Consider the following 12,826-nt stretch of genomic DNA (forward strand, 5'->3'; position numbering starts at 1 on the left):
AATCGCTGCATCGCAGCATCCGGCTTATCCGATCAAACTTATTCCCCGAAATATGGCTGACAAGCACGTATTGAATGACTATCTCGTGAGGAACAATTGCTTTGGTGAATGCTTAAGGTCGAACCGGGACTGAAAGATGGCAGCGCAAACGATAAATTCGGCACCCGATGCCGCAGGGCTTGCGGCCCTGATTTCGCGCGCATCCGAGCAAACCGGCGACGGAAAGCGCGGCTTGCCACCCGTCGACAGGTGGAATCCACCCTTTTGCGGTGATATCGACATGGAAATCCGTGCCGACGGCACCTGGTTCTACATGGGCACGCCGATCGGCCGCGCACCGCTGGTGCGGCTGTTTTCAACGGTGCTGCGCAGGGACGAGGACGGCAGGACCTACCTCGTAACACCTGTGGAAAAGGTCGGCATCCGGGTCGTGGACGCACCCTTCCTCACCGTCGAGATGCAGGTGACGCAGCGTGAAGGCCGGCAGGTGCTCACGTTCAGGACAAATGTCGGCGATGTGGTCGAGGCAGGCGCGGAACATCCCTTGCGCTTCGAAATCTCGGGCGAAAACCGCGAGCTGAAACCCTATCTCCTGGTGCGCGGCCGGCTGGAGGCGCTCGTTTCCCGCGCGGTCATGTACGATCTCGTGGAACTGGGCGAGGCGATCGTGATAGACGGGGTGCCGATGTTCTCCGTCCGCTCCGGAACGGAGGTCTTTCCGGTGATGCCCAAGGCCGAATTGGACGCCTTATCGCAATGAGTGACTTTCCCCTTTTTTCGGCCGGCGATTTCCGCCGCCGGGCGCTGAACCAGAACGGTGGGCCGATCGATCACGCCTGGCGCGATCACGGCGACCATCTGCTCAATCCGACGCTGGTGGATTTCGCCGCGGGGCTGAAGCTGAAGGATGCGGCTGTGCTGGTGCCCGTCGTCGACGACGGCGATGGGGCCAAGGTGATCCTGACGCAGCGGACATCGACGATGCGCAAGCACTCTGGGCAGATCGCCTTTCCGGGCGGCGGGATCGATCCGCAGGATCGGTCGCCGGAACAGGCGGCACTGCGCGAGGCGGAAGAAGAGATCGGCCTCGACCGTTCCTTCGTCGAAACGCTGTCGCGCCTGCCGACCTATTACGCGGCGACCGGTTTCCGCATTACGCCGGTGCTCTCCGTGGTCAGGCGCGGCTTCGAGATCACGCCCAATCCGGCCGAGGTGGACGATGTCTTCGAGGTGCCGCTGTCCTTCCTGATGAACGAGGCAAACCACCAGCGCGGCAGCCGCGAATGGGACGGCAAGGAGCGGCATTTCTATGTGATGCCCTACGAGGAACGAAACATCTGGGGCATTACCGCGGGCATTCTGCGCACGCTCTATGAAAGGCTTTATGCATGACCAGTGTAGCCGACGAGGCTTGGTTCCGGGACCCGGCGCTGCAGCACATCCTGACCCTGCTCAATGCCGACGGCGGCGAGGCGCGGGTGGCGGGCGGCGCGGTGCGCAATGCGCTGATGGGGCTTCCCGTCGCCGATGTTGACGTCGCCACCACACTTCGTCCGGAAAAGGTCGTCGAGCGCGCGGTGACGGCTGGCATCAAGGCCGTGCCGACCGGCTTCGAGCACGGTACCGTGACGCTGGTCATCGGAGGCCATGGGTTCGAAGTCACGACGTTGCGTCGCGATATCGAGACCGACGGGCGGCGGGCCAAGGTCGCCTTCGGTACCGACTGGCAGGTGGACGCCGAACGGCGGGATTTGACGATCAACGCGCTTTATGCGGACGCTCAGGGCGTTGTGATCGACCTTGTGAACGGAATTCCGGATATCGAGACGCGCACCATCCGCTTCATCGGCGATGCGGCCGAGCGGATCGCCGAGGACTACCTGCGCATCCTGCGCTTCTTCCGCTTCTTTGCCCACTACGGTTCCGGCCGACCGGATGCGGATGGCCTGAGGGCTTGCGCCCGCGCCAAGGACAAGCTTTCGATGCTGTCGGCCGAGCGGGTCTGGGCGGAAACCAAGAAGCTGCTCTCCGCCGCCGATCCTTCCCGAGCGCTGCTGTGGATGCGGCAGGCGGGCGTGCTCACCGAAATCCTGCCCGAGACGGAAAAGTGGGGTATCGACGGCATTCACGGCCTCGTGGCGGCCGAGAAGTCGCTCGGCTGGACGGCCGATCCGATCCTGCGGCTGGCGGCGATCGTGCCGCCGGATGCCGAGCGGCTGGATGCACTGGCGAAGCGGCTGAAGATGTCGAATGCGGAGGCTGCGCGGCTTGCTACCTGGGCGAATGCGCCGGTGCCGCCGGACGAAGTGACGGATGTCGGGTTCGCCCGGCTGCTCTACCGGCAAGGCGCGGAGGGGCTGGTCATGCGGCTGCGGCTCGCTCTGGCCTCTGTTCGAACTGCGGCCGAAGGCGATCCGGCGGCGATGCGCAAGTCCGCGCGGCTGTCAGTATTGCTGAAGAGGACGGAGAACTACGATAAGCCGGTCTTTCCGGTCAGTGGTGCCGATATCGTCGCAGCCGGCGTGCCCGCTGGAAAGCGGGTGGGGGAAATTATGAAGGAACTGGAAGACTTCTGGGTAGAGCGCAACTTCGCCCTCGACCGGGCGGCGCTGACCGCCCGGCTGGAGGATATGATCCGAAGTTCGCTCTGATATCAGGCAACTTGCTGTCCTGACATCGCTTGGAAGTGAAGCCGCGAGCGTTCTGCGGCAGAACGGCTGGCGCCTCGGTACGTCCCAGGCGTCAGGCCGCCTCCGCGCCGTTTTCGTCGCGAATGCGCGCCTTGATGTTCTCGACCATGTTTTCGCGAATGATCTCTTCCCCGTGCACCGTGCGCAGATGCTCCACGGCGCGGCGGACCACTTCGGCGTCCTCGTCGGCACGGGTATGCCACTGGCAACCGGGCACGAGCGTACCGCATTCGAACAGTCGCATGACATTTCCTCCTGTTAGCGTTGGACTGGAGGCGGCGGATATCTCCCATATCCGCCGGCGCCAACCTCGATAACTCGGAAACTACAAGGACCGTTCCCGACGCTTATTCGGAAAACGCCCAGGCGTGGAAGACGGAAGCCTGTTCCTGCCCCTTTTCCCGCGCCGTCTCGTCATTGGCGGCCGACATGGCGACCGACTTGCCGGCAAGCTGGCGCCTTACCTGGTCCACATAAAAGGCATGGGGAAGCTCACCGCCGGTTCTCGCGCGCATTTCCGTCGCGAGGCGGTCGATCATATCAGCAGTATCAAGGGAACGGGCGTCCTTGTCCTCAGACGCATCCGGCATTGGCATGCTATTCGGTGCCATCATGGCGTTCCTCCTCCGGTACAACCAAGGGGACGCTACCACCATCGCATCGATTCCGATATCGCATTTGTTAAGGATGAGATATTGGGGCCGGTTTATACCCGAAATCGTTAATTTTATGAACCTTTATCTAAGGCCACCTTACAACCGGAGGCAGTGACGACAGAATGGACTCGACGTTGCCGCCAGTCTTCAACCCGAAAATAGTGCCCCGGTCGTAGAGCAGGTTGAATTCGACATAGCGGCCGCGGCGGATCAGTTGTTCGTCGCGATCATGCTCCGTCCAGGGTTTGTTGAAATTGGCACGGACGATTTTCGGGTAGACGAGATTGAAGGCCCGGCCGACGTCCTGCACGAAGGCGAAATCCGCATTCCAGCCGCCTTTTTCCTCGACCGGATGCAGCCAGTCGAAGAAAATGCCGCCGACGCCGCGCGGTTCGTCGCGGTGCTTCAGGAAGAAATACTCGTCGCACCAGGCCTTGTAACGATCATAGTCGGCGACCGCCTCGTGGCGCTTGCAGGTGATCTCCATGACCCGGTGGAAGAGGGCGCTGTCGGGATCCGTCTGGGTGCGGCGCCGGTCGAGCACCGGCGTGAGATCTGCGCCGCCGCCGAACCACTGGCTCGACGTCACCACCATGCGTGTGTTCATGTGGACGGTCGGCACGTTGGGATTGACCGGGTGGGCGATCAGCGAAATGCCCGACGCCCAGAAGCGCGGGTCTTCCTCCGCACCCGGCATCTGGCTGCGGAAATCGTCGGAAAATTCGCCGTGTACGGTCGAGGTGTGGACGCCGACCTTTTCGAAGACGCGCCCCTCCATCATCGACATTCTGCCGCCGCCGCCGGCACCGCCGTCGCGCAGCCAGTCCTTGGGTTTGAAGCGGCCGGGCTCCTGATCGGCAAGAGGTCCGGTCAGCTCGGCCTCGAGGCCTTCCAGAGAGGCGCAGATCGTGTCGCGCAGGCTCTCGAACCAGGCTCTCGCCGCCGCCTTCTTGTCTTCGATGTCCTCAGGCAATCCTTTGGGCAATACCGGCCGTTCCATGTCTCTATTCCTCTCGCCATCCCCTTGGCGCGATTCGCATTTTTTCGATCGGGGATTAGCATTTCTGGCTTTCGCGAGCCATTCCATCGGTTGTCGCAGGTGGAAAATGAGACTCGCAAAGCGTGTCGCTGCGCATTATCTTTAACGCATAAACAGGTGCTGATCAGAGGCTTTCATGGCGAAGTTCACACCCCCGCCGCTCGACGGGCTGAAACGCAGGATCGACCGCCACCGGCAGGAAAAGGCCGGCGAGCGCCAGGGCATGTTCGTACGGCAGACCTTCCAGCTCTCGCGGGAAGAAGCCCGCGAAAAGGCGCGCGAATGGTTTCACGAATTTCCGAAGGCAGCCTACTGGACCGAAGTGGAAAGCTGGCGCCAGCTCGAAGGCGACCAGATCGAATTCACCATGCGCAGGTTGCCGACGGCGGATTGATCCGATCCGTCACTTCGGGTCCTCATAGGTGTAGAGCGCGCACATTTCGGCGCTGCTCTTCGGCGGGTTTCTCCCCGTAAACACGGCGATCGCCGACATTCCCTTGCCCGACGCCCAGTTGGCGACATAGGTCACGTCGCCCGATCCACAGAGCTGGTTGCCGTTTTCGAGTTCCGGATCGGCCGGTTCCGCGACGCGGTAGACCGATCCCGGCACCCGCCTGCCGTCCACCCGGAAATTATCGGCAACGAGATCGGAGAATTCCAGAGTTTCCTCATTCTCGAAGGTAATACCGAAGTCGTCGAGCCAGACGTCCCCGGTGACGCTCATCGCCGTCTTGCTGACCGCGGTATAGTGCTCGGCCTCCTGGGCGTGGACGGGCGAGGCCAACAGGATCATGGCGGCAGCGGTGATCGGGTAGCAGAAGAGGAAATTGCGCATCGATCTCCCGGGGCTTGGTGTTGGAGCTATCGGAAGACCGAGGCTCGATTCCCTGAAACATATGTGATCTCCGATGTTTGGCCCATGGCTTCGATCGGTTCGGCAAGCGTTCTTCAAAAGATGCTAAACGGAGACGGAGGCTGCTGGTACCGAACACTCAAGCGGCATTCTCAGCCTTGGCGAGAACCGGCGTGAGTTCGAGGCCGAGGGCTTTCATCACCTTCAGGATCGTCGCGAATTCGGGATTTCCTTCGCCGCTCAGGGCCTTGTAAAGGGCGGCGCGGCTCATGCCGACATCGCGGGCGAGCTTGCTCATGTTCTGGGCCCTCGCCACGATGCCGAGGCATTTGGCGATGAAGGCTGGGTCACCGTCTTCGAATGCGGCGATCATGAACTCTTCGATACCCTCTTCGCTATCCAAATGTTCAGCGATGTCGAACGGATGCGTTTCCGGAGCCATCGGCCGTCCTTCCATTTCCAGAGGCGTTGTCCAGCAGGGTGTGACGCTCAGTTTAGAATAGACCTATCCGTGCAATCAATCAGCATCCACCTGCTCTTCCGCTTCCAGCAAAATCGGTCCCGCACCCTTTTCGCCGAGCATGTCGAGCGGGTTCCTGAGCGGGCAGTCCTCCATCGATAGGCAGCCGCAGCCGATGCAGCCGGTCAGGTGGTCGCGGAGCGCCGTGAGGCTGGCGATCCGTGCATCGAGCTGGCGTTTCCAGGTTTCCGAAAGGCGCTGCCAGTCCTTCGCCGTCAGCGGCCGGTCGTGCGGCAGGACGGAGAGCGCCTCGGCGATATCGGCAAGCGGTATGCCGGTCTTCTGCGCGACCTTGATGACCGCGACCCGGCGCAGCACGACGCGCGGATAACGGCGCTGGTTGCCGCGGTTGCGGCGGCTCTGGATCAGTCCCTTGGTCTCGTAGAAATGCAGGGTGGAGACCGCCACGCCGCTGCGTTCCGCGACTTCCCCGACCGTCAGTTCAAGCTCCAGCCGCCCGCCCGGATTTTTCTTCATCATCGCTGTTGACCTCAATATAACTTGAGGTTTTATAGCAGAGGCTTCGTGAAAGAAAACCGGAGCCGGTTCAATGAAGACGAAAATCGTTCTGCCGCAGCGCCTCGCCGGCGATCATGGCCGCCGACATGGCGACGTTGATGGAGCGCTGGCCTTCGACCATGGGGATGAGGATACGGGCGTCGGCCGCCTCATGCACATGATCAGGCACGCCGGCGCTTTCGCGGCCGAAGAGCAGGATGTCGTCCGGCTGGAATTCGAAGCGGGTATAGGGCAGGGCGGCCCTGGTGGAGGCAAGCACGACGCGCCGGCCGTTCGCCTTGCGCCACTCGTCGAAGCGCTGCCAGTTGACGTGGCGGGCAAGCGTGACGCCCGCCAGATAGTCCATGCCGGAGCGCTTCAGGTTCCGGTCGGAAATGTCGAAGCCGGCCGGTTCGATGATATCGACCGACAGGCCGAGGCAGGCGGCGAGCCGGAGGATCGTGCCGGTATTGCCGGGAATATCCGGCTGGTAAAGGGCGATGCGGAGCCCGCGGGGGATGTCACTCATGCCCCGTCCTTACGGGAAACCGAGGCTGCGGCTCAAGCCCTTTCGATGCGCGGCATGGCTGTGACGATCGGGCAACAGAAAAGCTCAGGGTGGCGAGATGCGGCGATTTGCCCTTTTCAATTGATGCCCGAGAGGCTACAAGAAACGCGCAACTCAACGCCCATTCAAGGAGGCCCACATGGATATGACCGTGCTCTCGCGCCTCCGCTGCCGGATTTTCCTGTCTCTGGCCTAGGCGTTTCGCGGTTTCTCGCAAACTCTTTCTTTCCTCACTCGTTACGCGGCCGACATCCGGCCTCGCTATCCAGGTTTTCGTCGCCCGATTCCGGCCGCCTTGCGTGCTGACCGGTGCGGCATCCGACTTACGGAGCTTTTTTCATGTTCTCGTGGTTCGAACGGCGCGTTGATCCCTATCCGGGCGAAGCGCCCTCACTACCGCCCGCCGGCCTTGCGGCCTTCCTGTGGCACTATACCAAACCGGTCTGGCCGTGGGTCGTCATCATGTCGACCTGTACGATGCTGATTGCGGTCGGCGAAGTGGCGCTGTTCCAGTTCCTCGGCGATATCGTCGACTGGCTGACCAATGCCGATCGGGCGACCTTCCTTGAAAGCGAAGGGCCGAAACTGTTCTTCATGGCCTTCGTGGTGCTGGTCGCATTGCCGGCGATCGCGACCCTCAATTCGCTGATCATGCATCAGATTCTGATGGGCAATTTCCCGATGATCGCCCGCTGGCAGATGCACCGGTTCCTGCTCCGGCACTCGATGACGTTCTTCGCCAACGAGTTTGCCGGCCGCGTCTCGACCAAGGTGATGCAGACCTCGCTCGCCATCCGCGAAACGGTGATGAAGGTGCTCGACGTATTCGTCTACGTCTTCACCTATTTCGTCTCGATGATCGCCATCGTCGCGGCGGCCGACCTGCGCCTTGCGGTGCCGCTCGTCCTCTGGATCGTCTTCTACTCGATCACGGTTGCCTATTATGTGCCGCGTCTGAGGAAGATCTCGGCGGAACAGGCGGATGCGCGCTCGATGATGACCGGTCGCGTCGTGGACAGCTATACGAACATCGCGACCGTCAAGCTCTTCTCGCATGCGGGAAGGGAAGAGGCCTATGCGCAGGACGCGATGGACGTATTCCTGAAGACCGTACATGCGCAGATGCGCAAGGTGACGGGTTTCCAGGCGCTGGTCTATTTCTACAACTGCGCCGCCCTCTTTACCGTCGGCACGTTGTCGATCTGGTTCTGGCTGGACAGCGCCATCTCGATCGGGGCGATCGCAATCGCGATCGGTCTTGCGATGCGCATCAACGGCATGTCGCAATGGGTGATGTGGGAAGTGTCGGCGCTCTTCGAAAACATCGGCACCGTCTATGACGGCATGTCGATGATGACCAAGGCGCATGACGTGGTGGACCAGAAGGGCGCTTCGACGCTCACCGCGAAAAAGGGCCATATCCGCTACGACAACGTCCACTTCCACTACGGCAAGGGCAAGGGCGTCATCGAAGGCATGACGCTCGATATCCCGGCGGGACAGAAGGTCGGCCTGGTCGGCCGCTCCGGCGCCGGCAAGACGACGCTGATGAACCTGCTCCTGCGCTTCTACGATCTCGAGGGCGGCCGCATCACCATCGATGGCCAGGACATATCGACTGTGACGCAGGACAGCCTGCGTTCGCTGATCGGCGTGGTCACCCAGGATACCTCGCTGCTGCACCGCTCGATCCGCGACAACATCGCCTACGGCAAGCCGGACGCCACCGATGCGGACATCATCGAGGCGGCAAAGCGGGCAAACGCCTGGGAGTTCATCGACGGACTTGCCGACATGCAGGGACGCAAGGGTCTCGATGCGCATGTGGGCGAACGAGGCGTGAAGCTTTCCGGCGGGCAGCGGCAGCGCATCGCGATCGCCCGCGTCTTCCTGAAGGACGCGCCGATCCTGGTGCTCGACGAGGCGACTTCGGCGCTCGACTCGGAAGTCGAAGCGGCGATCCAGGAGAACCTGTTCGCGCTGATGGAGGGCAAGACGGTGATCGCGATTGCCCACCGGCTGTCGACGCTGACCGAAATGGACCGGCTGATCGTGCTCGATCGCGGCCGGATCATCGAGGCAGGCACGCATTGCGAGCTGGTCGCGACCGGCGGCATCTATGCCGACCTCTGGAACCGCCAGTCCGGCGGCTTCATCGGCCATGAGGACGTGATCGAGGAAGAGGCGGCGGAGTAAGCTCCGCCGCCATCCCATTTTTCGCTCTGAGGTAAGTACTTTAAGGAATGCTTCCGCGGAATTCAGATTCGGTTTTCGCGAGTGTGCCAGATACGGAGAAGAAAAATCATCTCGCCCTGTATCTCGTATCTAAACTCGTAGTCACCAATCAAAAGTCGTCGGATTTCACGCGGCGCGAACTCATCCAGCCTTTCACCAAGCCGCGGATGCTGGATGAGTTTCCTGGGTGCTGCAGCCAGGTTTTGAGCCGTGCGCGCCGCCGCGGGTGCGTTCACCGCAGCCAGAAAATCATGAAGGCGGTTGAGATCGGACACCGCTTTTGACGACCACTTCAGTTCCATTACAGGGGACGGGGCAGGGGCTTGTCAGTGCCTAAGCTGGCAGCCCACTTTTCGACCTCCTCCTGATCGACGACGTTTCCCTCATCGACGTCGGCCATTGCCTCCAGCGTCAGCCGCCGCCGCTCCTCTTCCAGCTCGATCCAGTCGGCGAGTGCCTGCTTGACGATCCAGCCCCTTGAACGTTCCAGGCGGGTTGCCAATTCGTCCACTTTCTCAGCCAGCTGAACCGGCACATGTGCAGTCAGAACACGGGTTTCCATGGGAACTCCTTTGGGGCAATCATAATGATTGATCCTGATTATGTCCAATGGGCGCGAAGGTCTGCCCGGTAGGCCTTCCACATTAAGAAAATGTAAGCCGCGGCCCGGCCGCTTTCGCTTTGCCGGGCTTAAGAATCCGCCTATATCGGGTCCATGTTGAAATCGGTCTTCCGCACCTTCGAGAGCTTTATCAAGCCGTTTGCGAGGCGGGACGACCTGAAGCCACCCGTCGGCCTTGTCGGCTTCATCTGGTTCTATGTCCGCCAGGCAAAGCTTCCCTTCTTCGCCATGCTGGTGCTCGGCGGGCTTGCCGCCGGCGTCGAGGCAGCGATGTTCTGGTATGTCGGCCGGCTGGTCGATATCCTCGACACGACCCAACCTTCCGAGGGATGGTCTGGGCTGCTCGCCGACCACGGGACCGAACTGGTGGTCATGGCGCTGGTGGTCGGCATCGGCCGCTTCCTGATTGGGCTGATGACGGCGCTGGTCGACCAGCAGATCATCACGCCCGGCTTCTACAACCTGGTGCGCTGGCAGTCGTACATCCACGTATCGCGCCAGTCGCTCTCCTTCTTCCAGAACGATTTCTCCGGCCGCATCGTGACCAAAGTCTGGTCGGCCGGCCAGGCGACCGGCGACGTTCTGACCTCCTTCATGGAAAGCGTCTGGTTCGTCGGTATCTATTCCGTCTCGACCATCGCGCTGGTTGCTGGGCTCGACTGGCGGCTGGCGGTGGTCGTCGTCGCATGGCTTTCGATCTTCGCGGTGCTCGCCAGGTACTACGTGCCGCGAATTCGCGAACACTCCAAGGCCTCGGCCGAGGCCGGGTCGATGATCAGCGGCCGCATGGTCGACGCCTATTCGAACATCCAGACGCTTCGGCTGTTCGGCCGCGACGAGGCGAACGACCGCTACATGCTCTCCGGTTTCGAGAGCTTCCAGGACACGATCATCGCGTTCACCCGGCTGTTGACCAGCGTACGCGCCTCCATGGCCTTCCTCTCCGGCACGATGATCGTCACCATGGCGGCGATGAGCGTGCATCTGTGGCTCTCCGGCCTGATCTCGTCCGGTGCCGTCGCCTTCACCATGGCGCTGATGCTGCGGCTGAATTTCCTGCTCGGCCGGCTGATGACGCAGCTCAACGGTATCATGCGCAATATCGGCACCATCCAGAATTCGGCCGAGCTGATCTCGCAGCCGATCGGGCTGGTGGATGCGCCTGATGCAACGCAGCTGGTGGTAAAACGCCCGGAAATCCGCTTCGAGAACGTCAGTTTTCACTACGGCAAGGCGAAGGGCGTCATCGACAATCTGTCGCTCACCATCCGGCCGGGCGAGAAGCTCGGCATCGTCGGGCGTTCCGGCGCCGGCAAGTCGACCCTCGTCAACCTGCTCCTGCGGTTCTACGATCTCGAAGGCGGCCGCATCCTGATCGACGGGCAGGATATCGCCAGGGCGACACAGGAATCGCTGCGCGCCCAGATCGGAATGGTCACTCAGGATACCTCGCTGCTGCACCGTTCGATCCGCGACAATATCCTGTTCGGCCGACCGGACGCGACGGAAGCGCAGCTCGTTGAGGCGGCGCGCAAGGCTGAAGCCGACACGTTCATCGCGGCTCTTGAGGACCAGCGCGGTCGCAAGGGTTTCGACGCGCATGTGGGCGAGCGCGGCGTCAAGCTTTCCGGCGGCCAGCGCCAGCGCGTGGCGATCGCCCGCGTGATGATCAAGGATGCGCCGATCCTGGTGCTCGACGAGGCCACCTCGGCACTCGACTCGGAGGTAGAAGCGGCGATCCAGTCGAACCTGGAGCGGCTGATGCAGGGCAAGACCGTGCTCGCCATCGCCCACCGGCTGTCGACCATCGCAGCCCTCGATCGCCTCATCGTCATGGACAAGGGCCGGATCATCGAGGACGGCACGCACAACGAACTGATTGCGCGGGGAGGGCTCTATTCGGAGCTCTGGGCAAGGCAGTCCGGCGGTTTCCTTGCCGCGGACGCAGCCCAATAGCGCTGCGGCTCACTGTCCGGTAACGGCGATCTCGGCGATCAGCCCGAAGTGGTTGGAGCCGTGCGGCTGGGGAATGCGGGTCAGCGACTTTATCTTGAGCGGTGCCCGCGCATAGACATGGTCGATCGGCACGCCGAACGCGCCCGCCCGGATCGGCCAGGTGGCGGGCTCGAAGCCGGCAGTCGTCAGGTCGGCATTGCGGAGGAACCGGCGCATGTTCGGCGCCAGGCTCGAGGCGTTGAAATCGCCCGAGAGCAGTAGAGGGCCGCTCGTCTCGCTGATCGCGAGGGCGGCGCGGGTCAGTTCCACGGAGTGGAAATTGTCGAAATACGGCTTGGTCGTATGCATGCCGACGAAATGGATCGTTTGGCCGCGGACGGTCACCTTGGCGAGGATGAAGCGATCCGGAAAGATCTCGCTGAGCGATTGTACCGTCGGCGCTTCGATCGGCACCTTCGATAGCATGAGCTGGTCGCAATCCTCGATCAGCAGACCGCAACCCACCCGGTAGGGATAGGTTTTCGCCAGCTCGTCCATATAGACCCTGAGCGGGGCGGCTTCCATGATGTTGACCAGGTCGGCGCCGGACGACCGGATCGTTTCGACGATGTCTTCCGCATTGGCGAAATTGTCGTTGAGGATGTTGAAGGACATCAGCCTGATGGTCGGTGCATTGACCTCTGCCGGTGTCATCGGCGCGGCGAAGTCGCGGCTCATCAGCACCGCGTGACCGACAAAGAGAAGCGTGGCGGCGAACAGCAGCCAGACCAGGAAGTGGCGCTTGACGAGAAGGGCTACAACCATGGCCGCGACGCAGCCGAGTGCCGCGTGCAGCTGCAGGCTGTAAAGCGTTCCCAAAAGCCAGTGGGGGTGTATGTAACGCGTCCCGATCGCCATCAGCACAAGCGACACGATGACGCAGATGGCAACCGATAGTGTTTGTCTCATTCAGGTCTGTCCGGGACGGCCGCCTTCTGTCGTGGACTTGGCCTAACATGAGGCCCGATTTGTTGCAATGCGGTGCCCGGCAGGGGAGTTAACGGAAGTGCGCCATCCCCGCTGTTTCGCTTGAAAAACGCCTGATTTTTCTGGGCCCAACAGGCCGTTGCAGGCCTTGTTTCTCAGGCCTGTGCTCTGCCTGTCACGCTGGTCCGGAACCCTCCGGGTTTTCCGGCGACAAACTGGCCGG

The 12,826-nt window shown here is 61.9% G+C and carries 16 protein-coding genes; 6 read left to right on the forward strand and 10 right to left on the reverse strand.

Features of this window, described 5'->3' with window-relative positions:
* Positions 1-136: 136 nt before the first annotated feature.
* From C5J26_RS03310 to C5J26_RS03320, 3 genes are read left to right on the forward strand one after another with little or no spacing between them, the layout of a single operon-like run.
* Entirely contained in the window at positions 137-760 is a 624-nt protein-coding gene (locus C5J26_RS03310) for a DUF1285 domain-containing protein (protein WP_105400490.1), read from the forward strand.
* Positions 757-1,392, forward strand: a complete 636-nt coding sequence (locus tag C5J26_RS03315; protein WP_046668678.1) for a CoA pyrophosphatase — start codon at positions 757-759, stop codon at positions 1,390-1,392. The genes C5J26_RS03310 and C5J26_RS03315 overlap by 4 nt, the downstream gene beginning before the upstream one ends.
* Positions 1,389-2,651 carry a CCA tRNA nucleotidyltransferase gene (locus C5J26_RS03320; protein ID WP_105400491.1) on the forward strand — a complete coding sequence of 421 codons (1,263 nt, stop codon included), beginning with the start codon at positions 1,389-1,391 and terminating at the stop codon, positions 2,649-2,651. Before C5J26_RS03315 ends, C5J26_RS03320 begins: the two co-directional genes overlap by 4 nt.
* Before the next feature lie 91 nt (positions 2,652-2,742).
* On the opposite strand, the gene C5J26_RS03325 is transcribed toward C5J26_RS03320, so the two are convergent.
* From C5J26_RS03325 to hemF, 3 genes are all read right to left on the reverse strand, one after another.
* Positions 2,743-2,934, reverse strand: a complete 192-nt coding sequence (locus C5J26_RS03325) for a DUF1059 domain-containing protein (protein WP_105400492.1) — start codon at positions 2,932-2,934, stop codon at positions 2,743-2,745.
* Between the two features lie 103 nt (positions 2,935-3,037).
* Positions 3,038-3,304, reverse strand: a complete 267-nt coding sequence (locus tag C5J26_RS03330; RefSeq protein ID WP_245441045.1) for a hypothetical protein — start codon at positions 3,302-3,304, stop codon at positions 3,038-3,040.
* Between the two features lie 127 nt (positions 3,305-3,431).
* Entirely contained in the window at positions 3,432-4,346 is a 915-nt protein-coding gene (gene hemF / locus C5J26_RS03335; RefSeq protein ID WP_105400493.1) for an oxygen-dependent coproporphyrinogen oxidase, read from the reverse strand.
* A gap of 175 nt (positions 4,347-4,521) precedes the next feature.
* Here hemF and C5J26_RS03340 point away from each other — a divergent pair, with 175 nt between their 5' ends.
* A complete protein-coding gene (locus tag C5J26_RS03340; protein WP_037076370.1) occupies positions 4,522-4,779 on the forward strand; it encodes a hypothetical protein in 258 nt (85 codons plus the stop codon).
* Positions 4,780-4,788: 9 nt separating this feature from the next.
* Here C5J26_RS03340 and C5J26_RS03345 read toward each other — a convergent pair whose 3' ends face one another.
* From C5J26_RS03345 to C5J26_RS03360, 4 genes are all read right to left on the reverse strand, one after another.
* The gene (locus C5J26_RS03345; protein ID WP_105400494.1) at positions 4,789-5,220 is read right to left on the reverse strand and encodes a hypothetical protein; all 432 of its coding nucleotides are present in this window, start codon (positions 5,218-5,220) and stop codon (positions 4,789-4,791) included.
* Between the two features lie 157 nt (positions 5,221-5,377).
* Positions 5,378-5,680 (reverse strand): addiction module antidote protein, encoded by a 303-nt coding sequence (locus C5J26_RS03350; protein ID WP_105400495.1) that lies wholly within the window; start codon positions 5,678-5,680, stop codon positions 5,378-5,380.
* Positions 5,681-5,755: 75 nt separating this feature from the next.
* A complete protein-coding gene (gene soxR / locus C5J26_RS03355; RefSeq protein ID WP_105400929.1) occupies positions 5,756-6,235 on the reverse strand; it encodes a redox-sensitive transcriptional activator SoxR in 480 nt (159 codons plus the stop codon).
* A 70-nt stretch (positions 6,236-6,305) separates the two neighbouring features.
* Entirely contained in the window at positions 6,306-6,785 is a 480-nt protein-coding gene (locus tag C5J26_RS03360; RefSeq protein ID WP_105400496.1) for a tRNA (cytidine(34)-2'-O)-methyltransferase, read from the reverse strand.
* 378 nt (positions 6,786-7,163) lie between these two features.
* On the opposite strand from C5J26_RS03360, the gene C5J26_RS03365 reads away from it, so the two are divergent.
* Entirely contained in the window at positions 7,164-9,020 is a 1,857-nt protein-coding gene (locus tag C5J26_RS03365) for an ABC transporter ATP-binding protein (protein WP_105400497.1), read from the forward strand.
* 62 nt (positions 9,021-9,082) lie between these two features.
* Here C5J26_RS03365 and C5J26_RS03370 read toward each other — a convergent pair whose 3' ends face one another.
* The gene (locus C5J26_RS03370) at positions 9,083-9,361 is read right to left on the reverse strand and encodes a type II toxin-antitoxin system RelE/ParE family toxin (RefSeq protein ID WP_105400498.1); all 279 of its coding nucleotides are present in this window, start codon (positions 9,359-9,361) and stop codon (positions 9,083-9,085) included.
* Entirely contained in the window at positions 9,361-9,621 is a 261-nt protein-coding gene (locus C5J26_RS03375) for a CopG family ribbon-helix-helix protein (protein ID WP_105400499.1), read from the reverse strand. The genes C5J26_RS03370 and C5J26_RS03375 overlap by 1 nt, the downstream gene beginning before the upstream one ends.
* A gap of 153 nt (positions 9,622-9,774) precedes the next feature.
* Here C5J26_RS03375 and C5J26_RS03380 point away from each other — a divergent pair, with 153 nt between their 5' ends.
* Positions 9,775-11,637, forward strand: coding sequence for an ABC transporter ATP-binding protein (locus C5J26_RS03380; protein ID WP_105400500.1), 1,863 nt, complete (start codon positions 9,775-9,777; stop codon positions 11,635-11,637).
* A 9-nt stretch (positions 11,638-11,646) separates the two neighbouring features.
* Here C5J26_RS03380 and C5J26_RS03385 read toward each other — a convergent pair whose 3' ends face one another.
* The gene (locus C5J26_RS03385) at positions 11,647-12,585 is read right to left on the reverse strand and encodes an endonuclease/exonuclease/phosphatase family protein (RefSeq protein ID WP_105400501.1); all 939 of its coding nucleotides are present in this window, start codon (positions 12,583-12,585) and stop codon (positions 11,647-11,649) included.
* Positions 12,586-12,826: the final 241 nt, after the last annotated feature.

Source organism: Neorhizobium sp. T7_12 (assembly GCF_002968535.1).
In the GTDB taxonomy this organism is placed as follows: Bacteria; Pseudomonadota; Alphaproteobacteria; order Rhizobiales; family Rhizobiaceae; genus Neorhizobium; species Neorhizobium tomejilense.

Bases quoted from the DNA above. Each gene is read 5' to 3' on its own strand.
- C5J26_RS03310 (WP_105400490.1), top strand. From the start codon at position 137: ATGGCAGCGCAAACGATAAATTCGGCACCCGATGCCGCAGGGCTTGCG.
- C5J26_RS03315 (WP_046668678.1), top strand. From the start codon at position 757: ATGAGTGACTTTCCCCTTTTTTCGGCCGGCGATTTCCGCCGCCGGGCG.
- C5J26_RS03320 (WP_105400491.1), top strand. From the start codon at position 1,389: ATGACCAGTGTAGCCGACGAGGCTTGGTTCCGGGACCCGGCGCTGCAG.
- C5J26_RS03325 (WP_105400492.1), bottom strand. From the start codon at position 2,934: ATGCGACTGTTCGAATGCGGTACGCTCGTGCCCGGTTGCCAGTGGCAT.
- C5J26_RS03330 (WP_245441045.1), bottom strand. From the start codon at position 3,304: ATGATGGCACCGAATAGCATGCCAATGCCGGATGCGTCTGAGGACAAG.
- hemF (WP_105400493.1), bottom strand. From the start codon at position 4,346: ATGGAACGGCCGGTATTGCCCAAAGGATTGCCTGAGGACATCGAAGAC.
- C5J26_RS03340 (WP_037076370.1), top strand. From the start codon at position 4,522: ATGGCGAAGTTCACACCCCCGCCGCTCGACGGGCTGAAACGCAGGATC.
- C5J26_RS03345 (WP_105400494.1), bottom strand. From the start codon at position 5,220: ATGCGCAATTTCCTCTTCTGCTACCCGATCACCGCTGCCGCCATGATC.
- C5J26_RS03350 (WP_105400495.1), bottom strand. From the start codon at position 5,680: ATGGCTCCGGAAACGCATCCGTTCGACATCGCTGAACATTTGGATAGC.
- soxR (WP_105400929.1), bottom strand. From the start codon at position 6,235: ATGAAGAAAAATCCGGGCGGGCGGCTGGAGCTTGAACTGACGGTCGGG.
- C5J26_RS03360 (WP_105400496.1), bottom strand. From the start codon at position 6,785: ATGAGTGACATCCCCCGCGGGCTCCGCATCGCCCTTTACCAGCCGGAT.
- C5J26_RS03365 (WP_105400497.1), top strand. From the start codon at position 7,164: ATGTTCTCGTGGTTCGAACGGCGCGTTGATCCCTATCCGGGCGAAGCG.
- C5J26_RS03370 (WP_105400498.1), bottom strand. From the start codon at position 9,361: ATGGAACTGAAGTGGTCGTCAAAAGCGGTGTCCGATCTCAACCGCCTT.
- C5J26_RS03375 (WP_105400499.1), bottom strand. From the start codon at position 9,621: ATGGAAACCCGTGTTCTGACTGCACATGTGCCGGTTCAGCTGGCTGAG.
- C5J26_RS03380 (WP_105400500.1), top strand. From the start codon at position 9,775: ATGTTGAAATCGGTCTTCCGCACCTTCGAGAGCTTTATCAAGCCGTTT.
- C5J26_RS03385 (WP_105400501.1), bottom strand. From the start codon at position 12,585: ATGAGACAAACACTATCGGTTGCCATCTGCGTCATCGTGTCGCTTGTG.